General features: G+C 27.0%; 27 protein-coding genes. 13 read left to right on the top strand and 14 right to left on the bottom strand.

Annotated features, from left to right (window positions below):
- Positions 1-7: 7 nt before the first annotated feature.
- The 4 genes from ALEK_RS15340 to ALEK_RS15325 all read right to left on the bottom strand — a co-directional run bounded on the left by ALEK_RS15340 (position 8) and on the right by ALEK_RS15325 (position 4487).
- Positions 8-670 (bottom strand): response regulator transcription factor, encoded by a 663-nt coding sequence (locus tag ALEK_RS15340; RefSeq protein WP_071627546.1) that lies wholly within the window; start codon positions 668-670, stop codon positions 8-10.
- Entirely contained in the window at positions 667-2568 is a 1902-nt protein-coding gene (locus ALEK_RS15335) for an FIST N-terminal domain-containing protein (protein WP_071627547.1), read from the bottom strand. The genes ALEK_RS15340 and ALEK_RS15335 overlap by 4 nt, the downstream gene beginning before the upstream one ends.
- Before the next feature lie 118 nt (positions 2569-2686).
- Positions 2687-3694, bottom strand: coding sequence for an SAM-dependent methyltransferase (locus tag ALEK_RS15330; RefSeq protein WP_071627548.1), 1008 nt, complete (start codon positions 3692-3694; stop codon positions 2687-2689).
- A 67-nt stretch (positions 3695-3761) separates the two neighbouring features.
- Positions 3762-4487, bottom strand: a complete 726-nt coding sequence (locus ALEK_RS15325) for an OmpA family protein (protein ID WP_071627549.1) — start codon at positions 4485-4487, stop codon at positions 3762-3764.
- Between the two features lie 140 nt (positions 4488-4627).
- Here ALEK_RS15325 and pyk point away from each other — a divergent pair, with 140 nt between their 5' ends.
- Positions 4628-6070 (top strand): pyruvate kinase, encoded by a 1443-nt coding sequence (gene pyk / locus ALEK_RS15320; protein WP_071627550.1) that lies wholly within the window; start codon positions 4628-4630, stop codon positions 6068-6070.
- A 12-nt stretch (positions 6071-6082) separates the two neighbouring features.
- Here pyk and ALEK_RS15315 read toward each other — a convergent pair whose 3' ends face one another.
- From ALEK_RS15315 to ALEK_RS15300, 4 genes are all read right to left on the bottom strand, one after another.
- Positions 6083-8041 (bottom strand): sensor histidine kinase, encoded by a 1959-nt coding sequence (locus tag ALEK_RS15315; protein ID WP_071627551.1) that lies wholly within the window; start codon positions 8039-8041, stop codon positions 6083-6085.
- Between the two features lie 22 nt (positions 8042-8063).
- Complete coding sequence (locus ALEK_RS15310; RefSeq protein ID WP_071627552.1) at positions 8064-9251, bottom strand: TolC family protein; 1188 nt, start codon at positions 9249-9251, stop codon at positions 8064-8066.
- Positions 9226-10413 (bottom strand): aspartate aminotransferase family protein, encoded by a 1188-nt coding sequence (locus ALEK_RS15305; RefSeq protein WP_071627553.1) that lies wholly within the window; start codon positions 10411-10413, stop codon positions 9226-9228. The genes ALEK_RS15310 and ALEK_RS15305 overlap by 26 nt, the downstream gene beginning before the upstream one ends.
- Positions 10414-10493: 80 nt before the next feature.
- Positions 10494-12827, bottom strand: coding sequence for a fatty acid cis/trans isomerase (locus tag ALEK_RS15300; RefSeq protein WP_071627554.1), 2334 nt, complete (start codon positions 12825-12827; stop codon positions 10494-10496).
- A 98-nt stretch (positions 12828-12925) separates the two neighbouring features.
- On the opposite strand from ALEK_RS15300, the gene ALEK_RS15295 reads away from it, so the two are divergent.
- From ALEK_RS15295 to ALEK_RS15275, 5 genes are all read left to right on the top strand, one after another.
- On the top strand, positions 12926-13804 hold the full coding sequence (locus ALEK_RS15295; RefSeq protein WP_071627555.1) for an aspartate carbamoyltransferase catalytic subunit: 879 nt from the start codon (positions 12926-12928) through the stop codon (positions 13802-13804).
- Positions 13805-13823: 19 nt separating this feature from the next.
- Positions 13824-14789 (top strand): aminodeoxychorismate synthase component I, encoded by a 966-nt coding sequence (locus ALEK_RS15290; RefSeq protein ID WP_071627556.1) that lies wholly within the window; start codon positions 13824-13826, stop codon positions 14787-14789.
- A gap of 65 nt (positions 14790-14854) precedes the next feature.
- On the top strand, positions 14855-15415 hold the full coding sequence (locus tag ALEK_RS15285) for a cysteine hydrolase family protein (RefSeq protein WP_071627557.1): 561 nt from the start codon (positions 14855-14857) through the stop codon (positions 15413-15415).
- 9 nt (positions 15416-15424) lie between these two features.
- Positions 15425-16093, top strand: coding sequence for a response regulator transcription factor (locus ALEK_RS15280; RefSeq protein ID WP_071627558.1), 669 nt, complete (start codon positions 15425-15427; stop codon positions 16091-16093).
- A gap of 86 nt (positions 16094-16179) precedes the next feature.
- Positions 16180-17205 carry a Cj0069 family protein gene (locus ALEK_RS15275; RefSeq protein WP_071627559.1) on the top strand — a complete coding sequence of 342 codons (1026 nt, stop codon included), beginning with the start codon at positions 16180-16182 and terminating at the stop codon, positions 17203-17205.
- Between the two features lie 17 nt (positions 17206-17222).
- Here ALEK_RS15275 and ALEK_RS15270 read toward each other — a convergent pair whose 3' ends face one another.
- Positions 17223-17999, bottom strand: a complete 777-nt coding sequence (locus ALEK_RS15270; RefSeq protein WP_071627560.1) for a hypothetical protein — start codon at positions 17997-17999, stop codon at positions 17223-17225.
- A gap of 69 nt (positions 18000-18068) precedes the next feature.
- On the opposite strand from ALEK_RS15270, the gene ALEK_RS15265 reads away from it, so the two are divergent.
- Positions 18069-18641 (top strand): aminotransferase class IV family protein, encoded by a 573-nt coding sequence (locus tag ALEK_RS15265; protein WP_071627561.1) that lies wholly within the window; start codon positions 18069-18071, stop codon positions 18639-18641.
- Here ALEK_RS15265 and ALEK_RS15260 read toward each other — a convergent pair.
- Entirely contained in the window at positions 18623-19264 is a 642-nt protein-coding gene (locus tag ALEK_RS15260) for a transglutaminase-like cysteine peptidase (protein WP_071627562.1), read from the bottom strand. The genes ALEK_RS15265 and ALEK_RS15260 overlap by 19 nt on opposite strands.
- Positions 19265-19307: 43 nt before the next feature.
- On the opposite strand from ALEK_RS15260, the gene ALEK_RS15255 reads away from it, so the two are divergent.
- From ALEK_RS15255 to ALEK_RS15245, 3 genes are read left to right on the top strand one after another with little or no spacing between them, the layout of a single operon-like run.
- Positions 19308-19742, top strand: a complete 435-nt coding sequence (locus ALEK_RS15255; RefSeq protein WP_071627563.1) for a hypothetical protein — start codon at positions 19308-19310, stop codon at positions 19740-19742.
- 17 nt (positions 19743-19759) lie between these two features.
- On the top strand, positions 19760-20446 hold the full coding sequence (locus ALEK_RS15250; RefSeq protein ID WP_197950304.1) for an AzlC family ABC transporter permease: 687 nt from the start codon (positions 19760-19762) through the stop codon (positions 20444-20446).
- A complete protein-coding gene (locus ALEK_RS15245; protein ID WP_083574678.1) occupies positions 20439-20759 on the top strand; it encodes a branched-chain amino acid transporter permease in 321 nt (106 codons plus the stop codon). The genes ALEK_RS15250 and ALEK_RS15245 overlap by 8 nt, the downstream gene beginning before the upstream one ends.
- Positions 20760-20780: 21 nt before the next feature.
- Here ALEK_RS15245 and ALEK_RS15240 read toward each other — a convergent pair whose 3' ends face one another.
- The gene (locus tag ALEK_RS15240) at positions 20781-21587 is read right to left on the bottom strand and encodes a hypothetical protein (protein WP_071627565.1); all 807 of its coding nucleotides are present in this window, start codon (positions 21585-21587) and stop codon (positions 20781-20783) included.
- 133 nt (positions 21588-21720) lie between these two features.
- Here ALEK_RS15240 and ALEK_RS15235 point away from each other — a divergent pair, with 133 nt between their 5' ends.
- From ALEK_RS15235 to ALEK_RS15225, 3 genes are read left to right on the top strand one after another with little or no spacing between them, the layout of a single operon-like run.
- A complete protein-coding gene (locus tag ALEK_RS15235; protein WP_071627566.1) occupies positions 21721-22281 on the top strand; it encodes a YceI family protein in 561 nt (186 codons plus the stop codon).
- Positions 22282-22317: 36 nt separating this feature from the next.
- Positions 22318-22995: a response regulator transcription factor gene (locus ALEK_RS15230; protein ID WP_071627567.1), complete on the top strand. Its 678-nt coding sequence runs from the start codon at positions 22318-22320 to the stop codon at positions 22993-22995.
- A complete protein-coding gene (locus ALEK_RS15225; RefSeq protein ID WP_071627568.1) occupies positions 22988-24634 on the top strand; it encodes a sensor histidine kinase in 1647 nt (548 codons plus the stop codon). The genes ALEK_RS15230 and ALEK_RS15225 overlap by 8 nt, the downstream gene beginning before the upstream one ends.
- Before the next feature lie 62 nt (positions 24635-24696).
- On the opposite strand, the gene ALEK_RS15220 is transcribed toward ALEK_RS15225, so the two are convergent.
- The 3 genes from ALEK_RS15220 to rpmF are packed head-to-tail and all read right to left on the bottom strand — an operon-like array spanning position 24697 to position 26873.
- Positions 24697-25695 carry a beta-ketoacyl-ACP synthase III gene (locus ALEK_RS15220; protein ID WP_071627569.1) on the bottom strand — a complete coding sequence of 333 codons (999 nt, stop codon included), beginning with the start codon at positions 25693-25695 and terminating at the stop codon, positions 24697-24699.
- A gap of 33 nt (positions 25696-25728) precedes the next feature.
- Complete coding sequence (plsX, locus tag ALEK_RS15215) at positions 25729-26721, bottom strand: phosphate acyltransferase PlsX (RefSeq protein WP_071627570.1); 993 nt, start codon at positions 26719-26721, stop codon at positions 25729-25731.
- Positions 26721-26873 (bottom strand): 50S ribosomal protein L32, encoded by a 153-nt coding sequence (rpmF, locus tag ALEK_RS15210; RefSeq protein WP_066160132.1) that lies wholly within the window; start codon positions 26871-26873, stop codon positions 26721-26723. The genes plsX and rpmF overlap by 1 nt, the downstream gene beginning before the upstream one ends.
- Positions 26874-26884: the final 11 nt, after the last annotated feature.

The raw sequence follows: 26884 nt of genomic DNA, 5'->3' as shown, positions 1-26884 counted from the left end.
TTTACCTTTAACTTTCTTTTTCGTATTCAATCATATATCCCACACCTCGAACATTGGTAATAAAATCTTCATTTAAAGCTTTTTTTACTCTATTTACTTCGGCTCTAATTGTGGCATTATCAACTTCATCATTCCATACAAATTCTCTAAATGTATCATATTTCACAACAGAATTTTTAAACTTTGCAAGTAGTTGAATAATTTGTATCTGTCTTTTTGGTAAGGAATGAGTTTCGTTATTATACAAAAGAGTTAGATTATTTGGATTAAAAGAGTAAGATTTTGACAAAATTTTATTCTTATTTGGGAGTATTTGTGACTGCATAATTTTATTAATTCTTAATGACAACTCTTTTAAGTGGAAAGGTTTTTTTAAATAATCATAACAACCAAGCTCAAAACCTCTTGAAATATCTTCAATATCTACAAGTGCTGAGATATAAATAGTTGGAATAATTATGTTCTTACCGTGTAATATTTCTAATATTTCAAATCCACTAAAATCAGGTACATTAATATCAAAAATTAATAATTCAAAACTTTCTTGATCTAAAATTCTAAGGCAATTATTTCCATCCCTTGCAGTTCTAACTTCATGTCCAGTTGATTGTAGATATTTAGTAATTGCTCTATTTAACATTACATCATCTTCTAAAAGTAAGATTTTCATTTATTCTCCATCTTAAATAGATATCTAAATGATGTATAGTACTCATTTGAATCTATTGAAATTTCTATATTTTCTTCATTACATATTCTTTTTACTAAGCTAAGTCCTAGTCCAAACCCTTCACTTGTTGTCTCTTCCCTATAATACTCTTTAAAAATCTTTTCTGGATATTTAATGTATTGTGAACAAGAAGAGATGATTAAAGCATAAGCATTTAACTCTTTTTTTAATGTGATATAAATATTAGAATTCTCTTCTGTATATTTAATTGCATTTGTAAGGTTATTATCAATAATTCTCTGTAGTTTTGTTTCATTAAAATCAAAATGTAAAGTATCTTGATCACTAAAGAATTTAATTTGTGAACCTATTTGTTTTGCTGATTGTTCAAAGAACTCAATTCTTGACCTTGTATAATCAACTAAATCAATAGAATTCTTTGGATATTCAACTTGGTCTTTTTTTACTAGATAAGATAAGTCATCATAGATATTAAAGATATTTTTTAAAGCTACTTCAATTGTTGATAAATAATGATTTTTCCCATATTCCATTTCAAAAAGTTCAATATTACTCATAATTACAGAAATAGGAGTATTTGTTTCATGTACAGCATGTCTTAAAAATATTTTTTGTGAAGTTACTAACATTTGAGAATTGATTTTTTCAATTTCTAGGTGATTAGATTGTTCATCGTGATCTTTTGATGATTGTTCAATTAAGTGTGTTAAAGTCTGAATTGTTCTTGCTTCATTATTTGTTTTTCTTAATGTTGATTCTTGAATAAGATTGTTTTTTTCAGATTTGTCGTTTTCACTTAATGCTACAACTGTTAGAGCTTGATTTAGTAGTTTATTTTTACCTTTTTCATGGTAAAACTCCCCATAAGTAAACATTCCAGATGTATTAGTAATATTTGCATAAGCTTGATTCTCAGCTTGAATCATATCTTGAACATATCTTCTTCTTGCCATACAAGAATAGATAAAAAAAGATTCTGTATTTGAATAATCCTTTTCATTTGGAATAATAGGGTATTTTAGAATCATCTCCGCATTACCAAAACCAAATTTAACTCTATCTCCATTATTTAGGTTTCCACTGTATTTAAAAGAACCATCTTCATCAATTTTAACTAAGGCTCTTGCATAATACTCATTGTTTTTTCTAAGTAATAAAGGGAAAGATGTTGCAGACTGAGGAAGAGTATTTTGAATATCTTCTCCTAAATATTTTTTATAAAAATCAAGAACTTTTGTGCCGTTAATTTCATAAACTCTATTATCTTTAACTTCTGTAATAACATGTTCAATTCCAATATCAGACCAATTAAATCTATAATCGTTTTGAACACTAAGACAATCTGAGCTTAATGAAACAGCAACAGCTGCATTATTAAAGATTTTATCTTGACAAGAGATATAAGTATTAGTAAATTCTCCATTATCTCCAGCCATTCCACCACATACCATTACTTTATTATTTATAGCTTCAATACCTTTTAAAAACTCTTCTGCATTAGTATTTAATGAATCAGTAAAAAGTATTAAAAGTTTGGTATTACTTTTGATTAAAGTGTTAGCAATTTCACTACCTCTTTTAAAAGAAGATTCATTTTGGGAATAAGTTATTTCTACTTTTGTTTCATTGAAAACTGATATTGTTATTATTGTAGAGTTTGTTTGAACTTTATGATTATTAATTTCACCATCAGTTGTGCTTCCAATACAAATTCCTTGAGGTAATTCTTTTAGGATATTTTTTGTAATAGATTCTAATGTATTTTTGCCTTGGCCACAAAAAATTTGTATTAATACATTTTTATTATTTCTGAAAAAATCGAAGTCAATAATATTACTTATTGTTTTATCGGTAATTGTATAGTTATAGCTTTTCATACAAAATTATATCATATTTCCCTATGTTTAGGCTTTTAATAAGTAAAGTTGCGAAAAATAAAAATTAATTAGTAACATTATTCTTTTGATAAATATTACTAATTAATATAAAAATAAACTATTTTCTAACGTTTAGTATTTTAAATCTGTCACCCATACCAGTAGGTTCTAATAGTATTTTTACTTTTTGAGTCTCTCTTAAATATGTTTTTTCATCAACATTAGCTTTAAGTATTTCTAGTAATTCTAAGATACCAAACTCAACTAAAGCCTTAAGTTGTGTATTAAATTTAAGAGATTTGATTTTGTTATTATTAAATAAGTCACTTAAATAATTAAAGTGAACATCGTAAGTTATATCTGATTTTTTATATAAAGACTCTAAGTCTAAATCTTCTTCAAAAATAGGAAATACATTATGCTTTTCATATACTCTTGCAGAGAAATCATTTCTAGGATATCTATCTCCATAATCAAAAGTTAAAAACTCAAATGTTTTAAAATTCTGACATATAGTATTTACAAAATCTTTATAAGATAAAGCAACTTCACCTTTAGTAATACCATATTTTTTACAGTGATTTATAATATTATTGTCTTTGCAATCAACAAAATTAATTTTATGATTTTCTACTTTTGCATATTGCAAAGTGTTCTCACTATTTGTATATACTAAGTCACAATCAAAAGCATCAAAAATTTCATTAGCTAAGATATATGCACTATCTAGTTTTACTTCTTTAATATCATTGTAGTGTTTTAGTTTAATCACATCACCAAATGATTCGTTTATATATTTTTTTTGTTGAATTTGTAAGTTTTCAAATCTCTCCACTATTGCAAAGTTTAGAGTACTTAAAAGTTCAGGTTTTAAAGTATAAATAAATTGAATAACATCTGCTAATAAATAACCATGATGTGCACCAATTTCTAATATAGTAGTGTTTTTGTCTAAGAAACCTTCTTCAATTGAATTAACAATCTTTTTTGCAATTGTTCCTCCAAAAAAAGAGCTTGTTGAAACAGAGGTATAAAAATCCCCATCTTTTCCAATTTCTTTATAGTTTGAGTAATAACCCTCTTTTCCATAAAGCCAGTCATTAAAATATTGATTAAATCTTTTCATAAAGGCATTGTATCAAAAAGTTGATTTGAAGATGTAAAATAGTGTGTAAATAAAAAGATTGCTCTTTTTATTTACAAGTATCAATTACTGATTGTTGATTTGGGTAAAGGAAAATTTCTACTCTTCTATTTAATGCCATATTTGTTGCATCTGAATTTGGTGCAACTGGTTTATCAAAAGAACATCCTCTTGAGAAAATTTGATTTTTAGCACCTGAAGCAAAGATTGTATTTCCTACATTAGAAGCTCTTTTTTCTGATAAATTTTTATTATATGTATATGAACCTCTACTATCTGTGTGTCCTACTACTTGAACTAAAGTATTTGGATATTTTTCTAATACTGCTCCAACTTTAGCAATTTTAGCACTAGCACTTGCTGTTGGAACTGCTGAGTTTGTTTGGAACATCATGGCATCTCTAAAGATGATTTTTACGTAATTATCTGTATGTGATACAATTAAGTCTTGGCTTGGATCTAATACTGCATTTGGGTCATTATTAACAGTAGTATTTAAACTATCTGCAACCTCTTTTGCTTGTTGATCCATTTTATATCCAATATATCCACCAATAGCAGCACCTGCAACAGCACCTACTACTTTGTTTCTACTTTTACTTCCACCACCAACATTATTTCCTAGAATAATACCAGCTAAGGCTCCTACTGTTGTACCTATAATTGCTCTTTGATTATCATTTACTGTTTGATTCGTGTTTGAAGAAGCACAGCCTACAAGAAGAGTTGCTACTAAAGCAGAAGATATGATTGTTTTTAAATTTATGAATTTCATTATAAACCTTTCTTAAGTTAACTAATAATTTATTTTAACATAATAAGATTAACAAAGAGTCGTGAAATAATTGTGTTTAAAACAGTAATTAATATGTAATAAATTTGTGTTATAATAAAACTAGAAAAAAAGGAGTAACTGTGGAAAAAAGAACAAAGATTTTAGCAACTTTAGGCCCAGCAAGCCATAGCATTGAAACCATTGAAGGATTAATAAAAGCAGGTGCAAACATGTTTAGATTAAACTTTTCACATGGAAGCCATGAATATCACAGTCAAACACTAAGTAATATTAGAACTGCAATGAAAAACTTGGATAAAACTGTAGGTGTCTTACAAGATATCTCAGGACCAAAGGTGCGAGTAGGGGATTTAAAAGAGCCATTTGAACTTCATAGAGGTGATGTAATTACTTTCTTAAAAGATGAAATTGTTGGATATAAAGAAGCAGATAAAAAATATGTTGTTTCTATTAATTACCCAGGTATTCTAGATAAAGTTCAAGTTGGTGAATTTATCTATTTATATGATGGAACAATTAGAGCTAAAGTTATCGAAACAGATGATGAAGTAAAAGCAAGAATTGAAAATCATGGAATCTTATCTTCAAGAAAAGGTGTAAACTTCCCTAATACTGTAATTGACATTAATGTAATTACAAAAAAAGATGAAGAAGATATTGCTTGGGGTGTTGAGAACCAAGTAGATTATTTTGCTATTTCATTTGTTCAAAATGGAAACGATATGAAAAGAGCAAGAAAACTTCTTAATGGATATAAAGGTAAATTAATTGCAAAAATTGAGAAGTTTGATGCAGTTGAGAATATCGATGATATTGTTGAACATAGTGATGGTTTAATGGTAGCAAGGGGTGACCTTGGTATTGAAGTTCCATATTATGATGTACCAACAATTCAAAAAATGTTAATTAAAAAAGCAAATATAAAAGGTATGCCTGTAATTACAGCAACACAAATGCTTTTATCAATGACTCACAATGAAAGAGCTACAAGAGCAGAAATCTCTGATGTTGCAAATGCAGTATTAGATGGTACTGATGTTGTTATGCTTTCTGAGGAGAGTGCAGTTGGTGAAGATCCTGTAAATGTTGTAGATACAATGAGTAATATTATCTCAAGAACAGAAGATATTTATAGTTTTGATAAACAAGACAAATTAGATTATCTTGATCATTTCGATGTAATTCAAGCAACAGTAACTAGACTAGCAGATGACTTAGGAGCAAAAGGTATTTTAGCCTTAACAAGTTCTGGAAAATCAGCTATTAAAATGTCTAGATATAGACCAAGAACTCCAATTTTAGCCTTTACACATAAAAAGAAAATCTTAAGTGCTTTAACTTCAGTATGGGGTGTAACTCCAATTGGTACTATTAAAGAAGCTCAAGCCTCTAGAATGTTCCAAAAGATGTTAAAACAATTAGATGATAAAGGTGCATTAGATAAAACAGAAACTTATGTAGCAACAGTAGGTTATCCTGTAGGTATGCCAGGAAGTACAAATACAATTAAAATTTTAACTCCATCAGAGATAGAGTATTATTTAAATCTTCCAAAAAAATAGTATAAAAAGAGTTTAACTCTTTTTATCTAGAATAATATCGAAACATGCCCCTTCATACTTTTCTCCCTTATAAGTAAAAGTAGAGTTAGATACTTCAATTTTACCTTTCATATGATTTACAATAATAGTTCTTGACATATATAAACCAATTCCTGTACCTTGTGATTTAAACTTTGTAGTAAAGTAAGGTTCAAAGACTTTATGCATTATCTCAAGAGGAATCCCTCCTGCATTATCTTTAATTTCTATATGTAGTTTGTCATCTTTTAGTGATGTTGTAATAAAGATATACTTATTTTCAATCTCATTTACCAATAAGGCATCTTTAGCATTATTAATTATATTTAATAGGGCTTGCATTAATTCATTTCCTAGATTAAATATTTCATCATCTGATAAGTTTTTTACAATAGTAATTTCTTTATTTGTTAAACTAGCAGAGAGTAATAAAATTACTTTCTCTATAGTCTTATCAATTCTAAATAAACTTTTTTCTTTGTCTTTTTTAAAGAAACCTCTAAAGTCTTCAATTGTTTGAGATAAGGCTTTTGTATTAAATACAATTGCATCAAGAGAACGGTTCATCTCTTTTTCTGTTAATAGATTCATTTCATTCTGCATCTTCATTCCAGATGCTGCTGTAGAGATAGTTGACAGGGGTTGTCTCCATTGATGAGCAATATTTCCAATCATCTCTCCCATAGCTGCTAGTTTTGATTGTTGATGCAGTAACTCTTCTTTTTCACGTGTTTTTATTAATTGTTTTTTTACCTTTTCTTCTAAGCTTTCATTTAATTCTTTTAAACTTTGATTTTTATTTGCTAGTTGATATTCATAATCACGTAATTTAGATTGTAGATTTCTTGAAATAGAAGTAAGTATTATAATTAGAACCATAGTTATTACAATTGAGATAATTAAAATATCATTTGTTGTGTGAGTTAATTCTTGAGTTAGCTCTTTTTTCCTTTTTTCAAGTTCAAGTTGTAAAGTAGTTGTATATTGACCAGTTCCCACTATCCAGTCTAAACTAGGAATTGTTTTTACGAAAGATATCTTTTTTGATAGATTTTTATTTATGTTATGGCTAGTAGGTATATACTCTATAAAGTTACCTTCTTTTTTTTCTGCTTTTTTTAGAATATTATTTATGATTGTTTGTTCTATTTCTGTAAGTTTTGAAATAGGAGTATTTATAAAGTTTTTATTTATATGAGCAAGAGTTGTTCCCTTTTTATTTATAACAAATACATATTCATCTTTGTCATATTTAATAATATTAATTAATTTTAAAGCATCCATTTTGATTTTATTATCAATATCTTCTTTATATTTAGCAGTACCAATATATAAATTAAGAGGTTTAAATACTTTTATATAACCTATCTTTTCTGCTATTTTACTTGTGTTTGGTTTTTTCCAATACCAAGTATCAAAGCCTTCTCCCGTTTTGGAATTAGCAATATTTCTAAAACTTTGAATAAAGTATTTGCCTTTTTTATCTTGAAGATTTGTAACTACTTTATTTTGTTCTGACTTTTGTGGATGCATTAGAACTAAGTCATTTAAATTTAGTATAAAAAAGTATCCACTTTCATTACTGTAAAACTTTAGGTTTTTTAGTCTTTGTCTAATTATTTTAATTATTTCATCATAAGGTAGATGTTTATTTGATAGATATGTTTCTTCTATTGTTTTATAACCAATATGGATTATATTTTTGACATTTTTCTTTTCTTCATCTTTAGTAATTTGAATTTTTGTTTCAATTAGGTTTATTACTCTATTGATTCTATTTTGAATTCTTTTTTTTATATTTTGGGTAAATCTTTTTTCAAGTTTAATAGCCTCTTCTTGGGCTTCATGTTTTTCATAGGATATAAATTTATAAGTTAGTATTGATGAGGTTAATATGATGGATAGAATGGGGAGGAAGATAATCCAAAAAGTAAAATTTTTATTTCCTTGCATTACCTTCTCCTACAACTAGATATTATTTTAGTTTTACGTATAACTCCAATAATTCCATTTGTCTATCAATCTCAAATATTTTTAAATCTAAAGATTTTATTTTTTGCGAGTTTTGAAGTGTGTCTAAATCACTTTGTGTTTTTAGCTGTGCTTCTTTTTCTTCTTTAATAATAGTTAAAATAGAGTTATAAAGCCCTAAATCTTCCTTTGTAATAGCTATTCTTTCTTCTAACATGTTTACTTTTTGTACTTGATTTTTATAAAAAGTTTTTTCATCATCAATTTTATTTTTATATGATAGTTTAGATTTTAATGCTTCAATCTTTTTACTTTCAATATCATTAAAAGTTCTACTATCTAATGGTAAGGTAACAGTTAGTCCGAAATCTTGCTCATATGAGTTTTCAAGTCCCGGTTTACCATTTGTATAATGATTTTTTGAATAGTTATAAAAAGCATTTACACTTGGTAAATATTTTGCAATTGTAATAGCTTTGAAGTTTTCATCTTTGATAATATCTGCTTTAGCTTTTGCTAAATCAATATTTCTTTGTATATACTCTTTTTCATCGAAGAACTCAAATTTTGGTAATTCAAATTCCGAATAATCTTTTGATGAAATATTATTGAAATTATTAATATATTCAATTTTTTGATACTTTAATGTAATTAAAGACTGTTTTGAATCATTTAGAGTTAATAAAGCATTATCTAAAAAAGAACTATCTAAAAAGCCATTAAGTACTTGTTCTTTTTTTCTATTCACATCAATTTGTGCATTTAAAACAGAAAGTTTAGTTTTTTTAATATTTAGATTTGTTTTCTCAATTAAGTATAAAAAATTAATAGCTTCTTTTATTAACTTTTTTCTTTCTTGATTTATTTGAATAGATGATGAATCATAAGTAGAATCAGCATATTTAATAGCTTGATAAATTCCACCACTTCTAAAAATAGGTTGGTTAATACTGATTAATGATTTTTCATTTTTATAATCTTCACCAAGATATTTAGTATATTGTAGATTAATTGGGTTAATCCAATCTTTTTTTAGTTTAAGACTATCTTCTTTGATTTGTTCTTCATTTAAATCAAAAGTCTTTTTTCTTGTATCTGATAATATTTCTTCATCAAAATTGTTTGAAGCTTGTAGATTTGAGAGAAGTAAACTACCTAAAAGTAGTTTACTTAGCGATTTTAGAAAGTGCATTTTCTAACCTTTTAAATCCTTCATCAATCTCATCATTTGTAATAGTTAAAGCAGGTAACATTCTTAATGTATTTTTCCCAGCTCTTAATAATAAAACACCTTGTTCAAATGATTCTTTTAGAATTGAAGCTAATGTATCAGCATCTTTTACTCTAAGACCTTTCATTAAACCAATTCCAACTGTTGATGTAAAAATCTCTTTATTATTTTGGAATAAAGATCCAATTTTATTTTCAAAGTATGAAATAGTTTTATCTAATTCCCCTGAATCTTTAGTTCTCTCTAAAATATCTAATACTTCTAATGAAGCAGCAGTACTTAAGTAGTTACCACCAAAAGTAGAACCATGGTCACCATAAGTAAATAGATCTTTATGTGTAGTAATAACAGCTCCAATAGGAACTCCTCCACCTAAACCTTTTGCCATTGTAATAATGTCAGGTTGAATATCATAAAGGTTAGTTGCTAAGAACTCACCAGTTCTGTATGCACCTGTTTGTACTTCATCAATGATTAATAAAATATCTTTTTCTTTTAAGAATTTTGCTAAATCTTGAACCTCTTTTTTATCAAGAGGTTGAACTCCACCTTCACCTTGAACTAGTTCAATCATAACTGCTACTGTTTCATTATCTATTGATTTATAAATATTAGCAATTTCATTTTCATAAGAGAATCCATCTGGATATGGTGAGAAGTTATCTGTATGCATAGCTTCTTGACCAGTAGCTCTTACTGTTGTAATTGTTCTTCCATGGAATGAATGCTCTAATGTGATAACTTTATATCTTTTGTTATCAAATTTAGTTTCTCCATATTTTCTAGCTAATTTAATAGCTCCTTCATTTGCTTCTGCTCCTGAATTTGCGAAAAATGTGGCAACATCCATTTTTGAAAGTTTTGCTATTTTTTCCCCAAGTTTTGCTTGAGGTTCAATAGCGTATAAATTAGAAATATGAGTAATATTACTTACTTGTTCATATATCTTTTTTGCAACACTTTCATTACCATGACCTACAGATACAACTCCAATTCCTGAAGTAAAATCAATATAGTCTTTTTCATTTTCATCAAATAAAGTAGCGTTAACTCCTCTTTTGAAATTTACATAATTTCTTGGGTAAGTTTGTAGTACATATTCTTTATCTAATTGTTCAATCATATTGTGTTCCTAAAATATTTTTACTTATATATATTAAATGGGATTATATCAAAATTATTTAAACGCTATATTAACCACTATTAATTAATAGCCTCACTAATATAACGATTCAAGTCAAATATCCCATAATTTAATTTGTCTTGTTTTTTAAACTCTTTATCAAACCAATCATACTTATCCCAGAAATCTTTATTTGCTCTATTGATTGAGTATTTTAGAATTCTTTGTAAGTGATTTGGTGTATCTTGATAGTTTTTTAATAAATCAAAAAAATCACTTAAATCATCTTGTTTAACTTCAATAAATACATTTGGGTATGAACCTACAAATCCTTCAATAAAATTAAACCTATCTTTTGAACTATCTAGCCTTGATTCTTCATCGAATAACAAAGCAACATTGTTATGCCACCTATTTACTAAAACTGTATAAACTAAGTCTTGTTTATTGTTCATTTTTATTCTTAAATATCCAAGATTTGACTCTGAGTCTGTAAATTGCCTAACAAACTCTGAGCTATTAGCTAAGGTTAGTGTTTTTAGTGTTTCTTCTATCTCTTTTTTAGTTTTATACTCTTTTTTAATTGCACTTTGTTTATAGTTTTTTCCTAAAAAATTAATAGGGTCTTTTTTGATTTTTAGATAATCAAAAGCTTTATAAACAAACTCTTCTTTATAATTAGAAGAATCATATGAGATATTACTTTTTAGTTCACTTGGATTATATACACTTAAATATGAAGCTAACCAGCCTTGATACCAAGAATTAAAATACTCTTTTCTACTGCTCTTTGGTAAGAATTCTAAGAAGTTACTTTCTCCTTCAATTCTAAGTCTATCCATATGTTTTCGAACTAATAGTTGATGTGGAGTATTTCCAAATACATCAAATCCTGCAACTAATGAATAATAAATTCTTTCTAATAATGGATAATCAATTAACCATAGGGTTTTAGGAATATCACCTAATGCGCCTTTATGAACTGAGGCTGAATCAAAATGTCTATAAATTGTAAGCATTGAGTCATTTTTAGTTTTATCAAAACTATTACCTTTCCATAAAGCTTTTAGTGGCAAACCATTTGGATAATATTTTTTATAAACATCAGATTTATTTTTGTTGTACTGTTTTGCTAAATCATAATTATCTAATATTTTAAAAGTTTTTAATATATTTGGATTATCTCCTAGTTGATTTGGTACTGATAAATTTTCAATATTGTCATGTAAAAAATATCTATCAAATAATGAAGCATCATATTTTGGATCTAAAAACATAACCCAAAAATGATCTTGAATTACATTTAATGCTATCTGTCCTTTACAAACTGGACCTCTAATAAAAGTCATAATAATATAGTGAATATCATCTAATAAAAATTCATATCTAGTTTTTGCAGGAATTTGCTCAAAAACTTTCAAGGCATTTGCAACGACATTTTTATCATAAGTTGCTAAGTATGGCTGTATATCCCATTTTGGTTTTATAAATAAATCTTTATATCGTTGTAGTCTATTTCCATTCATCTTATAAACCATATGAGTTTTATGAACTATTGTAGATTTGATTTTTTGGAATCTATAATAAAAAGGTTCTTTTATTTCATCATAAGGAAATCTTGTAGGAATAACTTCTACTTTTTGCCCTCTAGGAGTTCTTGATCTTACTAACTCATAGAAGTTTTCACTATTATCATCAAAAGAGATGTGGGCTAAAAATAGATGTTCATAAATATATCTAGCACTTACTTTATACTTAATATCTTTTTTATTGAAAAAACTCTCAAATTTTGAGATTAAAAAATCTTCTTTTGTTGGCGTTTTGATCTTTTCAATATCACTGTTAGCTCCTTGTTTAAGCCATGTCATTAAAAGATTGTATTCTTCTTTTTTTAGTGCTGGAAAACCATAAGGCATCCCTTTATGGGGATTATCTTCAAAATACTCTTCTAATTCGTCTTTATCTTGTACACAAGATAATTCATCTTTTTCAGGAGAATATTTTCCAATAATCTCAGGATTTTCAATCTTTTGAAATAGATATTGCATCATTATTGATTCATTAGTATTTTCTAAATCTTGCGTAACAGAATAAAAATCTTTTTCTCTCCATTGTTTTTCATTTATCGCATCTACAAAAAGCCGAGTAGGGTCACTTGCACTTAATCTATTTGCATAAATATCTTCTTTTGAAGCACCTCTTTTTAATCCTTCATATGAAGATAGTTTTAACTGACAAGGTGAGTTGTAACAAGAATGACAAGAAACACATCTATTATCTAAAATAGGTTTGATTTGATTTACAAAAGATATTTCTTCTTTGTTTAATTCATATTGTACGGGTTCTAGGGGTTTTACAGAACAGGCTGCAAAAAACATTATAATTATAGGTAGTAGTAAAATTTGATATTTCATTTAATTATTGTCCAAAAATAAAGTTTTGTATTATACATAAAAAGTCTATATTTTAAAGAGCTTTTTGCTAAAATCCAAACTAAAATTAAAGGGAAAAAATGCAGCACTTAATTAGGACAGCAGACTTTAGTAAAGAAGAAATTTTAGAACTTTTCAACGATGCTAGAGAATTTTTGGATATGAAAACAAGAGATGTTTTAAAAGGTAAAATTATTGTTACTCTATTCTTTGAGAACTCAACTAGAACTAGAAGTGCCTTTGAAATAGCTGCAAAAAGATTAGGAGCTGAAATAGTATCTTTAGATGTAGGAACTTCATCTAGATCAAAAGGTGAAACTATTTTTGATACTGTTGCAAATATTAATGCAATGAAACCTGATGCAATTATTATGAGACATAGTGATTGTGGATTACCTGGAACATTAGTAAATCACGTTGATTGTCCAATTATCAACGCAGGTGATGGTAAACATGCGCACCCTACACAAGCTTTATTAGACTTATTTACAATTGTTGAACACTTTGATGGTCAAACTGATGGTAAAAAAGTTGCAATTGTTGGAGATGTAAGAACTTCAAGAGTTGCAGGATCAAATAGAAAACTTCTTCCAAGATTTGGTATGGAAGTTTGTTTTGTTGCACCTGAGTGTTTCCAACATGAATCAAGTGATCATAAACAACACAATAATATTTCTGAGATTATTGATGAAGTTGATGTTGTTATGAGTTTAAGAACACAACTTGAAAGACATAATGAAATTTATTTCCAATCTTTAAATGATTATGCAAAAGATTACTGTATCACAAAAGATACATTTGGAGATAGAAATATTTTATTATTACACCCAGGTCCAGTAAATAGAAATGTTGATATTTCTGATGAAATGTTAGTAGATCCAAGAAATAAAGTATTAGAGCAAGTTACAAATGGTGTTGTTGTAAGAATGGCAATACTTAAAAAATTAATTAAACAATAAAAAGAAAATATTTAATATCTTGAACAAAAAACTTATTGAAGAAAAATTAAATAATTATGGCTCGTCTAACGAGCCATTTTTCTTTATAGTATCTTACAATTTTACAAAATTTCATATTGAAAAACTATCTTCACTTCCTGAAAATATCAAATATGAAATCAATTCAAAAACTACTTCTAAAATTAAACATAAAACTACAGTTGAAAAATTTCCTATTACTTTTAGTGAGTATAAAAAGAAGTTTGATTTTTTACAAGAAGAAATTAGAAGTGGAAATACATACCTTTTAAATCTAACAGCAAAAACAAAAATCAAAACAGATTTTAGCCTTGATGAAATTTATGAAAAGGTTAATGCAAAATTCAAACTAAGATATAAAAACAATAATGATAATTTTGTTTGTTTCTCACCTGAGAGATTTGTGGAGATTAAAAAAAATAAAATATATACCTATCCTATGAAAGGTACAATCGATAGTAAAATCCCAAATGCACAAGCTAAGATTTTAGGTGATGTAAAAGAGATGGCTGAACATACTATGGTTGTAGATTTATTAAGAAACGATTTGGGTATTGTCTCTTCTAAAGTTAGAGTAGAGAAGTTTAGATATATTGATAAAATTAACGCTGGTGATAAAAAACTACTGCAAGTAAGTTCTAAAATATCTGGTCATTTAGAAGATAATTGGTTAGAGAATATAGGAACAATTATTACAAAAATGCTTCCAGCAGGTTCTATTACTGGAACTCCAAAGAAAAAAACTTGTGAATTACTACAGAAGAGTGAAAACTATGATAGAGACTTCTATACAGGAATTTTTGGAGTTTATGATGGTAAGTCTTTTGATTCTGCTGTAATGATTAGATTTATTGAAGAGAATGAAAAACAAGAACAGTATTACAAAAGTGGTGGTGGAATCACTTGTGACTCTGATGTAAATGCTGAATACCAAGAATTACTAGATAAAATCTATTTACCTTTTTAATTAATCCTTCTTTTTTCCTTCTATATATTTATATAATTTTATTAACAAAAATAAAAGGAATAAATATGGAAAATACAACTTTATTATTAATCGACTTTCAAAATGACTATTTCCCAAGTTTCAAAGATGCCAAATGGAAATTAGATAATACAGAAGATGCAGCTGATAATGCTTCACTTTTATTAAAAGAATTCAGAGAAAAAAATATGAATATTGTTCATGTAAAACATGAATTTTTATCAGATGATGCTCCTTTTTTCGCTCAAAATACAGAAGGCGCTAAGATATATAAAAACTTATTACCTCTAAATAGTGAAAAAGTGATTCTAAAACATAAAGTAAACTCTTTTATTGATACTAATTTAAAAGAAGTTTTAGATGAGATGGATACTAAGAATTTAGTAATTGTTGGAGCAATGTCACATATGTGTATTGATGCTGTTGTTAGAGCTTCTAGTGATTATGGATATAATTGTTTTGTTGCTCATGATTCTTGTGCTACTTTACCCTTAGAATTTGATGGGGTAAAAGTTCCTTCAAAAATGGTACATGCTTCATTTATGTCAGCACTACAATTTGCTTATGCAAAAGTACAGAGTACAAAGAAAATATTAGAACTTATATAAGGTTATAAAATGCAGTTAGATGATTTATTAGTTTTGTATGTAAATGAAAATAAAGAAGATATAAATAGAGTTAATATGGTTTTAGAAAAAACTGTGAATAAAGTCATTTATGCTTCAAATGCAGAAGAATCAAAAAATCAATATAAAAAATATTCACCTTGTTTAATTATCATAGATAGTGACTTTGAAGATAACTCTTTTGTTGAGTTTCTAAAAGAGATAAGATGTGAAGATATAAAAACTGCATTTATAATTCTTACTAAAAACAATGAAAATAGATATATTCTTGATTTAATGGAATTATATCTTAGTAAATATATTGTAAAACCTTTTAGTGATGAACTACTTACTACTGCTTTACAAAAAGCAATGGAAATTATAGAGAGAAGAATTTATAGTAATGTGAAACTATCAAAAGGAATCTTTTTTAATTTTGAAACTCAAAGTATTATAAAAGAAGATAAATCATATGTTTTAAATAAAAAAGAGAGTTTATTAATAAATCTTTTTATAAATAATCCACATAGAATAATTCCTTATGAAGAAATAGAATATCATATTTGGAATAATGAAGTATCAGCAGGTGCTTTTAAATCCCTTATAAGAGATTTACGTAAAAAAACTTTCAAAACTTTTATTGTTAATATTTCTGGAATTGGTTACCGTTTAAATATATAAAATAATTTTTATCATCTTCTTTAACGTAACCTTTTTGTAATCAAATAATTTTATTATTATGTTTTATTTTAACATAGGATTACGTAATGAAAACACAAAAAACGATTTTTATTATTGAGTACGCTAAGGGTAGCGACAAAGGTTTTGATGGATTTAGACCAGATTCTAAACCAATATTACGAGCAATTGAAGAAGCAACTTCTTTTAGGACTGAAATTGTATTTTTTAAACCAAATAAAAAATATCAATTATTAGAGTACTTGAAGAAAAATGCCCATGCTGTAATTTCTAGAATCAACCCAGGTAACTTGAAACAAGTTGATGAATATTTTCAATTTCTAAAAGCCTTAGGGGATACTGGAATTGAAATTCATACTCATCCTGATGTTATGATTAACTTAGATTTTAAAGATATCTTAGCCAAATTAAAAGGCACAAATTTAGGTGATGATGAATCTTACTTCTATCACAAATTCTCAGACTTTGCTTCTAAATTTCCAGATGATTTAAAAAAACATGGAATTAGAGTACTAAAAACAAATTATGGCTCAACAGGTGAGGGTGTATATTTAGTAAGGGAACAAGAAGATGGTTCTATTATTTCAACAGAAGCTGTAAATAATGAGAAGTATTTTTATGATGATATTCATGAGTTTATTTCTAAATTTGAAAAGAACTTTGAAGAAGATAGTGAATATGCTGCATATTTCCAAGGTAAAACAGGTTTTGTTGGATGTAGATATTTAGAGAGAATTAAAGAGGGTGAAATTAGAGTTTTATTAGTAAATGATAAAGCTATTTCAGTTGTTCACAAAAAACCTCAAGAAGGTGAATTCTCAGCTACACTATTTTCAGGAGCTAAATATAAGTATGAATCTCCAAAAGAGAATAAATGGAAAGATGTTGTATCTTTAACAATGGAAGGTCTACAAGATTTAAAACCATTTTTAGCAGGTCAAAATTTCCCATTATTATGGACTATGGATTATATTTTAGATTACAATGAAGATGGAAGTGATAAATATGTTTTATCTGAAATCAATTGTTCTTGTGTTGGTATTACAACTGAGCTTCAATATGCAAAAGATGTAGCACAAGTATTTGTAAAATAAGTCTAAGAGTAAAGAGATTATTTCTCTTTACTCCAAAATTTTAAGAAGTTTATAATGTCATCTTTAACATAGATATTAGTAGTAATATCGTGTTTTGTTTGAGGAAGAATTATAACCTTTGCATTTTTATGTTTCATCAAAGCTTTTGTACAATGTCCTTGTACTTCATGGTCTTCTGTGGCTTTTGCTTCATTTGCAAAATATTGGTCATGTGTTCCAATGATATTTAGAAATGGTTCATCTTTATTAGCTCCAATTTCAAAGTTTTTAGAATAGTATGAGTTTTCACATGAATAAGCTGTGATAATTCTACCTTTGAATTCTCTTCCTTTAAAAGAAGCAGCTGCAAGTCCACCTTCTGAATTACCCATTAAAAAAATATTGTTAATATCAATAAAAGAAATTTTTTGAAGTTTCTCTAAATTATAATGAATCTCTGCTTGTCTGAATTTATGAACTTTTTCATAATTTGCTAGTTTTGTTGGTGTTTCATAGGTAGGTCTATTTTTTACAATAAAAGAATTAGGTGCAAAAAATATAAATTTAGCTTCTTTTACAATCCACTCTCTATATTTAACACCTTTGTTTAGACCAGCAGAACCGTGCATAAATAGTACCGTTGGGATTTTGTTTTTTGCTTTAAAATTTGGATATAGTTTTTTGAATTTTTTAAGTGTTCCAAAGTAATCTTCTTCTAAGCCTCCAAAGCCTTTAGGAATACCAATAAAAGCTGATTTATAAGTCTTTGAAAAATCATCATATGTATCAACAATCAGCTGATATTTTTTGTTCATGAATATGCCTTAAACTAAAGTTTTGTTATTATATCTTTTATATTTAAATCATTAATAAAAGAAGTAATATTGAATAAAGAAGTTTTTTTTGAAACAATAAAATGTGATGATTATGAGGTTTATAATTTAGAATTTCATAATAAAAGAGTTGCTAATACTATAGCTATGAATCTAAACTTACAAGAGTATATATATCCTATTAATAGTGAATTATTACGATGTAAATTAGTTTATGATGATTCTGGTATTTTAGATGTGAAATACTTCCCTTATAAAAAAAAAGAAATCAAAACTTTTAAATTAATATATGACAATAATATTGATTATTCAAAAAAGTATTTTGATAGGAGTGAATTAGATGAATTATATGAAAAAAAAGAATCATGTGATGAAATCATAATTATTAAAAATGATTTATTAAGTGATACAAGTATTGCAAATATTGCAATATATTATGAAAATATGTGGATTACTCCTAAACTACCTTTATTATATGGAACTACAAGAGCTAGGTTACTTGAAGAGAGAGTAATAATAGAAAAAGATATAACAGTTGAAATGTTAAAAAAATCTACAAAATTAGCACTTATGAATGCAATGATTGATTTTGATGAAATAAAAGATTATTCGTTTTTTTCATAAACTCTTTTTAAAAGTCTATTCCATTTATCTTCTTTTCCCCAGTTGATATTAACTTTTTTAGTAAAACCTTTATTTGTTAATTTATATGAATCAATTTCATTAAAAGCAAACCTAGGTTGTAGTTTTTTTCTTATTTTTAAAGATAAAACTTTTGAGCTTAGATTATCTAAAACTAGGGGAGTTTTACTTTTGTCTTCTAGATATAATAAAACCATATGAGCTTGGCTTTGACCTTTTATATCAACTACAGAAAAATATAGTTTTTCTTTTTTAATACCTAGTTCTAATAGTGAAAAATATTTTGCAATTACATAATCTTCACAATCTCCATGACCACCTATTAAAAACTCTTTTGGTGTTGCCCAATGGTCACCTAAACCCTTACTTGGTACATCAAGTTTAGATCTTATTTTATTTAAAAATACATTCATATGTGACAGTTTTCTATATAGTTCATAATTGACTATTTTTTTCTTTAGGTATTGATATTTTTTTAGTCTATTTACTATAAAAGTTTTATCTGGAGAGTTTTTTATATAAGATATGTCTTTTTTATTTAGTTTAAATTCATAAGCATTGGTATAACTAAAAATAATAAAAATAAGCAAAATAATCTGTTTCATAAGTTATAATACCAATTAAATTTTAAAATAGGTATTAATTATTATGATTACAGATATTATTGAAAATAACAACTACAAAAACTTGATTGTAAAACAAGTACAAGAAACAATAGAGTATTTATTAGAAAATAACCATACTTTTTCAGTTACAGCAAATATTGAACCAGTTGTATTTAATCCGGAATTACCGTCAACTATTCAGGAACAATTACCAAAGTTTACACTTTTTGTTTTAGAAAACTATACGTATACAACAGTAGAAATTAAAGATGACTGTCTTCATTTTGAAGCTGGTTTTGGTAGTGAAAACTTCGGCTCAAACGTGAAAATTCCTCTTCATTCAATTTTTCAAGTTGTTGTTGATGAATCGATTTTATATCTTAATTCAGTTGCGACTGTTGATAAATTCAACAAAGATACAAAGAAAAATTCAATGAATGTTTTCAAAAGTAATCCAAATAACAAAAAATTCAAGTAATAAGTGTAACTTTTTTAGTGAAATATGAAAAAGAAATAAAACACGCATTTAAAGTTTCTATTCCCGTTATGATGGGATATGGAGTTTTAGGTTTTGCTTTTGGATTATTGTTGGTATCTTTTGAATATCCTTGGTATTTAGCTCCAATTATGAGTCTTTTTATTTATGCAGGTGCCTTGCAATTTGTTGCTATAAACTTTTTTAATGCGAAAGCTGGATTTGTAGATATTGCAATTGCAACTTGGTTTATAAATATTAGACAATCTTTTTATGGTTTATCCCTACTTAAAAGATTCAAAAAAACTGGAAAACTAAAACCATATTTAATTTTTGGTTTAACAGATGAAACATACGCACTTCTTACAACTATAAAAGATGATGAGCAATTAAAAAAAAGATGGTATTACTTCTTTTTAACAGCTTTTAATCAATCATATTGGTTCACAGGAGCAACATTAGGAGCAATTGTAGGAAGTAATATTAAGTTTAATACAGCTGGTTTAGAGTTTTCATTAACAGCACTTTTCGTAGTTTTATGTATTGAACAATATAAAAACCTACAAAATGCAGTACCTTTTATAATAGGTGGAGTTGCATCATTTTTAGCACTTTGTTTTGTACCAAGTGATAAGATGTTAATCGTATCAATTATAGGTTCACTAATACTAATGTTTACTTTTAAAAGAAGAGTTGAAAATGAGTAGTTATGAAATATATATAGCCATTGTTATTATGGCAGTAGTTAACTACTTTACGAGAGTTTTCCCATTTTTATTTTTCAGAAAAAATGACTTACCACCTTATGTGGTATTTATTGAAAGATTTTTTCCCGCAGTTATTATGACTATTCTTATAGTTTATTCTGTAAAAGATGTAGACTTCTCACTTGCTCCTTATGGATTAAAAGAAGTAGGTGGTATTGCTTTTACGGCATTACTACATATAACTTTAAAAAACTATTTGATTTCTATTTTTGCAGGAACGATTTTTTATATGGCTTTAGTACAGTATTTTTAGTACTAAATCATTAAGTTTTAGTTAAAGTCTCATATATGAAAATCTATTATATTGTAAAGAATTACTATTTATTTTATTAGTTTCCTGCTTTTCTTCATCTAATCTTGTTTCAGTTTTTACTTGTTTATAATTGTCAAATAAAGTTGAATATAATTCTTTTGTTTTCTCTAGTTGTTTTTTTATTTCAGGGTGTGTTGTAGGACTATTTAGGTGTTCTTGTGACTGATCTATTATTGATGTAAGAAGTTTTGTAAAATCTACTTGATATTCTAGATTATCACTTTTTGGTTTCTCAGTATATATATCAGTAAAGTATAATATAGATACAACCTCTCCTTTTTTAGCTTGTTTAATATTTGCATTTAATTCAAAAAATAGTGTAGAAATATCTTCAAGTGATAAGTCTTTGTATGTATTGTATAAAGCCTTATTAAAATCTAAGTCGTCACTATAGTTATATGCTGTATTTAAATGAAAAGATTTTTCACTAAGAAATATAGGAATATCTTTTGTATCAAAACTTTTAGGTAGAGTGATAAATTTATTAAAAGAGTCTAACTTTTCATATGGAATACTTTCATACTCTTCATCAGTAATTTTATTGTCCCATAAAATCTCTTTGAAAAAAGATAAATCATTAGAATTAATATCTTTAAATGAATTATGATGTTCTAAATATCTTACGAATTTACCATTATTGTTATTTTTTACTTCATTAATATCATTTTCTGAAGTATTTTTTAGGTCTTCGTCAAAAATTTTATTTGTTTCTTTCTGGGTATGAGAACCATAAATACCACTAGCTTTTGTGTTACTTGTTATTTGCATATGTAGCCTTTAAAATAAATAATAAAATAATTATATTATATAAAATATCAATTAAAGATGAATACTTATAATTCCCCCTTTTTTCCCTCGATTTATTTTTATACTTTCATCATGTCAAACAAAAAGGTTAACGATGAAAAAAGTATTAGCAGGATTATTAATTGCAGGTTCTACATTATTCGCAGGAACTTATGCCTTAGATGCAGGTCACTCAAAATTAGGTTTTAAAATCAAACACTTATCAATTACAAATGTATATGGTACTTTTGATAAATTTGATGCAAATATTGAATATGATGAAAAAACAAAACAGTTAAAAGTTTTAAAAAGTAAAGTTGATGTAAACTCTGTAAACACACAAAATGAAAAAAGAGATGCTCATTTAAAAGAATCAGATTACTTCGATGTAAAAAAATTCCCAAATATGTCTTTTGAATTAGTTGAAATCAAAGATGATATGATGATTGCAAACTTAACTATTAAAGGTATTACTAAAAAAGTTGAGTTCGATTATGAAAATAATGGAGTTGTAAAAGATCCATGGGGAAATACTAAATTAGGATTCTCATTAGAAGCTAAAATCAATAGAGTTGATTTTGGATTAAAAGCAAATAAATTATTAGATTCGGGTGGATTACTTTTAGGTGAAAAAGTAAAAATCACTGCTGATATTGAAGCAAAAAAAGTAAATTAACAAAAGCCTTGTGCTTTTGTTAATAAAAGAGTAGAAATGAAATTAGAAGATTTAACAGTATTGTACGCAGAAGATGAAAATGCAATATTACAAACAGTTACAGAAGTTTTAGAACTATATGTGAATAAAGTAATAACTGCTAATGATGGAAAAGAAGCTATAGAGTTATATGAAACATATAAGCCTTCAATTCTTTTATTAGATATTAATATGCCTCATAAAGATGGATTAAGTGCATTAAAAGAGATTAGGCAAAAAGATATAAATATTCCAGTAATTATTATGACAGCTCATACAGAAAAAGAGTATTTAATGAATGCTGTTGAATTATATATTACAAAATATCTAGTAAAACCTTTTGATAAAGATGCCTTATTAGACGCTTTGAATTCTTGTGTTGAATTATTACAAAATAAAAATGATGAAGTTTTGTATCTTAATAATGAGATAAAGTTTAACTATACTAAACAAACAATTATTAAGAGTGATGGTGAGATATCATTAAACAAAAAAGAGAGATTACTGTTAAATCTTTTAATTGAAAATAAAAATAAAGTACTAACTTACGAGAGTATAGAGTATCATGTTTGGGAAGATCCAGTAAGTATGGATGCTTTAAAGTCATTGATAAAAGATTTACGAAAAAAAACCTCCAAAGAACTTATAAGAAATGTATCCAAAATTGGGTACAAACTGGAGCTTAACAATGTTTAAATCAGGAATATGTATTAAACACAAAAGTATATACTTTATACTTTTGCTAATCTCAATTCTTCTTCTTACTTTATATTTCCAAAATAGAATATCTAATAAAAACTACCTAAATCAAATTGAAACTAATTACAAAAAGAACTTTGACAATTACAATGAATTTTTTAAAAAAGAGTTAATTAAATTTTATGAATTACAAACTATATATATTAATAAAAATGAAAATATCGCTTTAGAATTAATAAAAAATGATAAATTCCTAAAAGATATAAAAATAGTAAATTTTGAAAAAGAAAAAATATCAACAAAATATACTAGTGAAGTATTAAAAGGAAAAAGCTTTTTAGATATTGTAGTTTCACAAAATGATATTTTTTATAAAGTTATTGTTCCTGTAAAAAATAGTGCAAATATAGAATCTTATGTTGCTTATACAATTGATTCAAGATATTTCTTACAAAGTGTAAAAGACTTTGATAATAGTAATGGAATTCTTTTTACAAGAGATAAAAATAAAAATAATGATGTGTTTTTAAATAAATATAAAAATAGTGATTTTTTTAATCAAATGGCAATAAAGTGTGAAGAAGAACATGATAAACCAGTGGTTAATTTTGAAGATGGTTTTTATGTAAAAAAGATTATGAGTTTAAAAAACTTTAAAAATGAAGATATTGCTAGTGCAATTTTCTTTTTAGATATTACAAAAGATAAAAAAGCTTTTATATCTACAGTTAGAGAATCAATTATTACAAGTATAGTTTTATTTATTCTTGCTGCCATTATTGTTAATTATTTCTTCTCTTTTTTAATAAAAAAGATAAATGAAAATGAAGAAGAGTTAAAACAGATAAATAAAAACCTTGAAGAGATGGTTGAAAAAGAGATTGGACATAGATTAGAAGTTCAAAAAAATGCTTTAGAAGAGAAAGAAAAAAATGAACAACTTTTACTTCAGCAATCAAAACTTGCAATGCTTGGAGAGATGATTGGTAATATTGCACATCAATGGAGACAACCTTTGATGCAATTAAGTGCAATACTTATGTATCTTGATGCTTATAATGAAAAAGGTAAATTAACTAGTGATAAACTTCTTTGTAAAATAAAAGATGGAAATTCAATTATTGATTTTATGTCTAAAACAATTGAAGATTTTAGAAACTATTATAAACCAGAAAAACAAAAAGAAGAATTTTTAATAAAAGATAGTATCAATAGTGCTTTATTCATCGTTAATTCAGCCCTAAAGCATGCAAATATAAAAGTTAATAGAAATTACAGTGATGAAAATCTAAGCCTTATAAGCTTTAAAAATGAGTTTTCACAAGCCTTACTAAATATTATTACCAATGCAAAAGATGTATTAATTTTAAGAGCAGTAGAAAATCCTAGTATAGATATAGATGTAAGAGCTGAAAATGATTATATTGAAATATCACTTTTAGATAATGCTGGTGGAATTGATGAAGAAATCATAGGTAAAATCTTCGATCCATATTTTACTACAAAGCACCAATCTCAAGGTACGGGAATAGGTCTTTATATGACTAAAATGATTATTGAAAATAATATGAATGGAAATATAAATATTGAGAACTCAAATAATGGAGCTAAATTTATAATTAGATTAAAAGTTTAAAGATTAGATTGTTTATTTAGATTTAGAGTACGTAAATAAAAGGGTTTAAGCCCTTTTATAAACTAGTTTTTTGGAGCGAATGGGAATAAAGCTGATCCCCAAGTTAATCCACCACCAAAGGCGTCAAATAAAATTGTATCACCCTTTTTAATTTTTCCTTGCTCATAAGCATAGTTCATTGCCATTGGAATTGAAGCAGCTGAAGTGTTACCGTATTTATCAACAGTAACAACAGTTTGCTCATCATTTAATCCTAATGCTTTTCCTACAGCGCTAATAATTCTATAGTTTGCTTGATGTGGGATAAAATGGTCAATATCATCATTTGAGATATTATGTTTTTCCATCATTACTTGAACATCAGATGTTAAAGTTTTAACAGCTAGTTTGAAAGTTTCATTACCTTTCATTCTAATACAAGCCATTTTAGCATCAAGTACTTCTTGAGAACATGGATGTTTACTTCCTCCACCTGGAGTTTTAATTAAATCATCGTAGTTTCCATCACTTGAACAATTTACATCGATAATTGCTTCTGATTTATCTTCTGTTGCAGATATAATAGCTGCACCGGCACCATCACCGAAAATAAAACAAGTAGCTCTATCAGTGTAATCTAAAATAGAAGTGTACGTTTCTGCTCCAACAATTAGAACATTTTTTTTCATTCCTGATTCAATAAATGCTTTTGCTACTGATGTTGCATAAACAAAACCAGTACAAGCTGCACTAACATCAAATGCTTGAACAGGAGGTAAATCCAGTTTTGAAGCAATTAAACAAGCCGTTGAAGGCATACATAAATAGTCAGGAGTTACTGTAGCACAAATTACTAAATCAATATCTTCTTTAGCAAGTCCAGATCGCTCAATTGCTTGAGCTGCTGCTTTAGCACCTAAATCAGAAGAAGCTTCATTCTCTTCCGAGATTCTTCTTTCTTTGATTCCTGTTCTTTTTGTAATCCATTCATCACTTGTATCAATGATTTTTTCAAAATCTGCATTTGTCATAATCTTTGGAGGAACGTAAGCTCCAATAGATCTAAAAGCTGCATATGTCATTTACATATCCTTAAATATATAGCAAATAAAAAATTATTTACTATATTGAGCTAATCTCTCTTCAATATCACCGTTAAGGTTTGAACTTGCTGCTGTAATTGCTTGGAAAATCGCATTCTGAATTGCTTTAGGATTAGATTTACCATGTGCAATAATTACAGGGGCTTTAACTCCAAGTAAAGGAGCTCCACCATATTCAGCATAATCAACTCTAACTTTTAAGTTCTTAAATACTTTTCTCATAAGAACTGCACCAGCTATAGAGATTAGAGATCTTTTTAAATTTTTCTTGATGATTTGGCCAATAGTGTCTGCAACACCCTCAGCTGTTTTCAATAGGATATTTCCTACAAAACCATCACAAACAACAACATCTACTGTTCCTTTGAAGATATCACTACCTTCAACATTACCTGCGAAATTAGGAATTTTAGATATTAAGCCATAAGCTTCTTTAGTAACTTCATTACCTTTACTTTCTTCTTCACCATTAGATAATAATCCAACAATTGGATCATCTAAGTTTAATACATCTTCTGCATAAACTTGTCCCATAATAGCAAATTCGAATAGATTTTTAGCGTCACTGTCTACATTTGCTCCAACGTCTAATACTAAAGTATTTTGATTTTCGCTTGTAGGCATAAGTGTTGCAATAGCAGGTCTTGATACACCCTTAATTCTTCCGATTCTAAGTGTTGCTAAAGACATTGAAGCACCAGAGTGTCCAGCAGATACGATTGCATCAGCATTACCATCTCTTACTAATTCAATAGCTTTATAAATTGTAGATTCTTTTCTTTTAAGTGCATCTGTAGCAGAATCGCTCATACTAATTACATCATCTGTATCTAATATCTCAATTCTTGATAGAAAGTTATTTGGTATTAAAGATACTAATTCATCTTTTTTACCAACTGCAATAGCAGTGAAGTTATTGTTTTGTTTTAAAGCTGCAATAAGTCCCTCTATAATAGGTTCAGGACCGAAGTCCCCACCCATTGCATCTATTGCTATTTTATACATTAGTTCTTGTATTCACCAGTGTTTGGGTTAACCATATGAGGCATTTTCCAAGAACCATCACTATCTTTAACTGGTTTCTTTAAAGTTATTTTATAATGAGTTCTTCTTTTCGCTGCTCTTGAATGAGATACTCTTCTCTTAGGTACTGCCATAATTATTCTCC

Origin of the sequence: Poseidonibacter lekithochrous, from assembly GCF_013283835.1 — a bacterium.
In the GTDB taxonomy this organism is placed as follows: Bacteria; Campylobacterota; Campylobacteria; order Campylobacterales; family Arcobacteraceae; genus Poseidonibacter; species Poseidonibacter lekithochrous.
The sequence above is the reverse complement of the archived record's forward strand: the minus strand, read 5'-3'. Positions and strand labels throughout refer to the sequence as shown.